The following is a 2,193-nucleotide window of genomic DNA, read 5'->3' as shown; positions in this document are numbered from 1 at the left end:
TACCAGCTACGATAATAAAGCATTGATTTTCAGCGATGAAGCCTACTATGACTTTATTACGGTCCCGGACTACCCCTCCATGGTGGAGTTGGTAAAAGAGGGCAGGAACCTTATTGTATCCAAGACATTTTCCAAAGTGTACGGCCTGGCAGGTTTGCGAATCGGTTACCTGATAGCGCGACCAGATATCGCCACCCGCCTGAAAGCCGCCGTTATGGCCAACACCAATATGCTGGCCATCGCAGCTGCCAAAGAAGCCCTAAAGGACGATGAGTTCTACAAATACAGCCTACTCAAAAACGCAGAGGCCAAAACACACATTTACAAGAGCCTGGATGAACTCAGTTTACCTTACATTCGATCACATACAAACTTTGTATTCTTTAAGTCCGGGAGGCCCATAAGCAATTTAATTGCTGATATGCGGGCCGAAGGGGTATTGATTGGCAGACCCTTCCCTCCCCTGTTAGACTGGGCAAGGATCAGTACGGGGACCATGCAGGAGGTAAGCGCTTTTTGCAATGCCTTGGCGCGTGTAATGGGTTAAAAGCTACTTTTGTCGATGAAATGCACTTTTCTACCGATTAACGGGTGAAATGTAGGAGAAATACGATGTATTTCATCGGATTTTTGGTCGTAAATCGATAAAATATTCCGTACGTGGAGTAATCCACGGTGCTCTGGATAGATTTTTGTTACTTGTCTCCACAATTGAACGTACCGTGAAAAAAAGTACCACAACCACCTATATACTCTATGCCTTTTGTGCATTCTGCCTGTTGTGGTCCTGGTACATATTCGTTTTTAAAATTCTATAGGGTCAATAATCCATTGATTCTGTTCTAATTCCTACTCTTCACTTCCTGTAGGAACTATAGGAGAATTCTCTCAGAATGTTTGTCTTCCATATAATAATAATGGGGTAAATGGAGTTATCTATGTGGATATCCCAGTGATTGTATCTGTCCTGAAATCAACAGGTTTTTTTAAACCTTGGGTAGATGCCGGCACAGGGGTTACACCAGACACATGAAACATCGATTTTTATTAGCCCTATTCTGTTTATCGGTGTTCCTCGCACATAGCTTTAGTGCGGGATCGGTCTATTCATCCCTAATTGAAGACCCCATTGAACTTTGCAAGCAGATCCTGGAAGAACAGGCCGGGCCCTGGTCTCCGGAATCCCATTCCGATGTAATTTCTAAATATGGCAAAGACTACCAGCTTGGCGTGAATGAGGACAAATATGTTCTCCTTGAATCCCCTTCCCTGGCCTTTGATTATTTTCAGGGAGGCTTTTCGGACATTGGTCAGGCCATTCCAAGGGACTTACTCATCCATATGCTGAAGCAGGCCATAATGGCGCCTCAGGAGACCAGTAATATACTGGCCAAAGCCACGATACAGCAGGGCATACAAGAATATTTAAAGGCCTATGAGATCGCCCAAAGGTATAAGGAGACACAGAAATTGAATTACCAGGACGCCATTCAGTTTTTGGATAACCGCTTTGGATACGTTAAACTCCGTCATGCGGAAACCCTGGGAGATCGCGACGTAACCCAGTCAAAACCCTTTAACCCGGATAAAAATACCAAAAGGGTATTGGCGCAATTGGATAAAATTGCAAAACGTTATCCCAGCAAAATACCACTGGTCAACGCACTTCCCCTATTTGAAGACATTTATCAGCAATTGCTTGAAAATGAAGTAGGTCTTGCTGCTTATGTGCCCTACCGCCAATTTAGTGGCGAAATGCAGAAAATCAATCAGTCGCGTATCAATGAACGCATAAAGTTCCGTTCAGAGATCCAGATTACTGAGCCCAACTCCAGAACGGTCTGGACCATTCCCAATCCAGTTATGCTCAAATGGGATACGTCCAATATTGACCCGGACATGACCATACGTTTCTTTTTGGTTAAGGACGATATGGTAGTACAGGACCTGGGTACGCATAAAAACCAACAGCTTAAGGATGGGATCGTTTTGAACAAGAGTCTTCCGGCTGGCAATAACTACAAGGTAATAGGAATTGAGCAATTTCCGGTAAACAAATACCACGTCGCTAAATTTGCCACCTCGTATTTCACCATAGAGAAGGCTCCGCGTCCGGTAAAGAAAACACCTCCCCCTGCGCAACCAGCAATTGTTGACAAACCACCTGTGGTTCCTGAGCCCCCAGTGGTTGTT

The 2,193-nt window shown here is 44.6% G+C and carries 2 protein-coding genes; both read left to right on the top strand.

Going from position 1 to position 2,193, the window contains the following annotated elements; genetic code table 11:
- Positions 1 to 547, top strand: a 547-nt coding sequence (locus AC4E7D_RS10090) for an aminotransferase class I/II-fold pyridoxal phosphate-dependent enzyme (RefSeq protein WP_490173675.1), incomplete at its 5' end; no start/stop codon positions are given.
- Positions 548 to 1,029: 482 nt separating this feature from the next.
- Positions 1,030 to 2,193: hypothetical protein (locus tag AC4E7D_RS10085; RefSeq protein ID WP_490173674.1), on the top strand; the 1,164-nt coding region annotated here is incomplete at its 3' end.

The organism is Lentiprolixibacter sp. (assembly GCF_982873095.1).
Note: the sequence above shows the minus strand (reverse complement) of the source record. Positions and strands in the feature narration are given on the sequence as shown.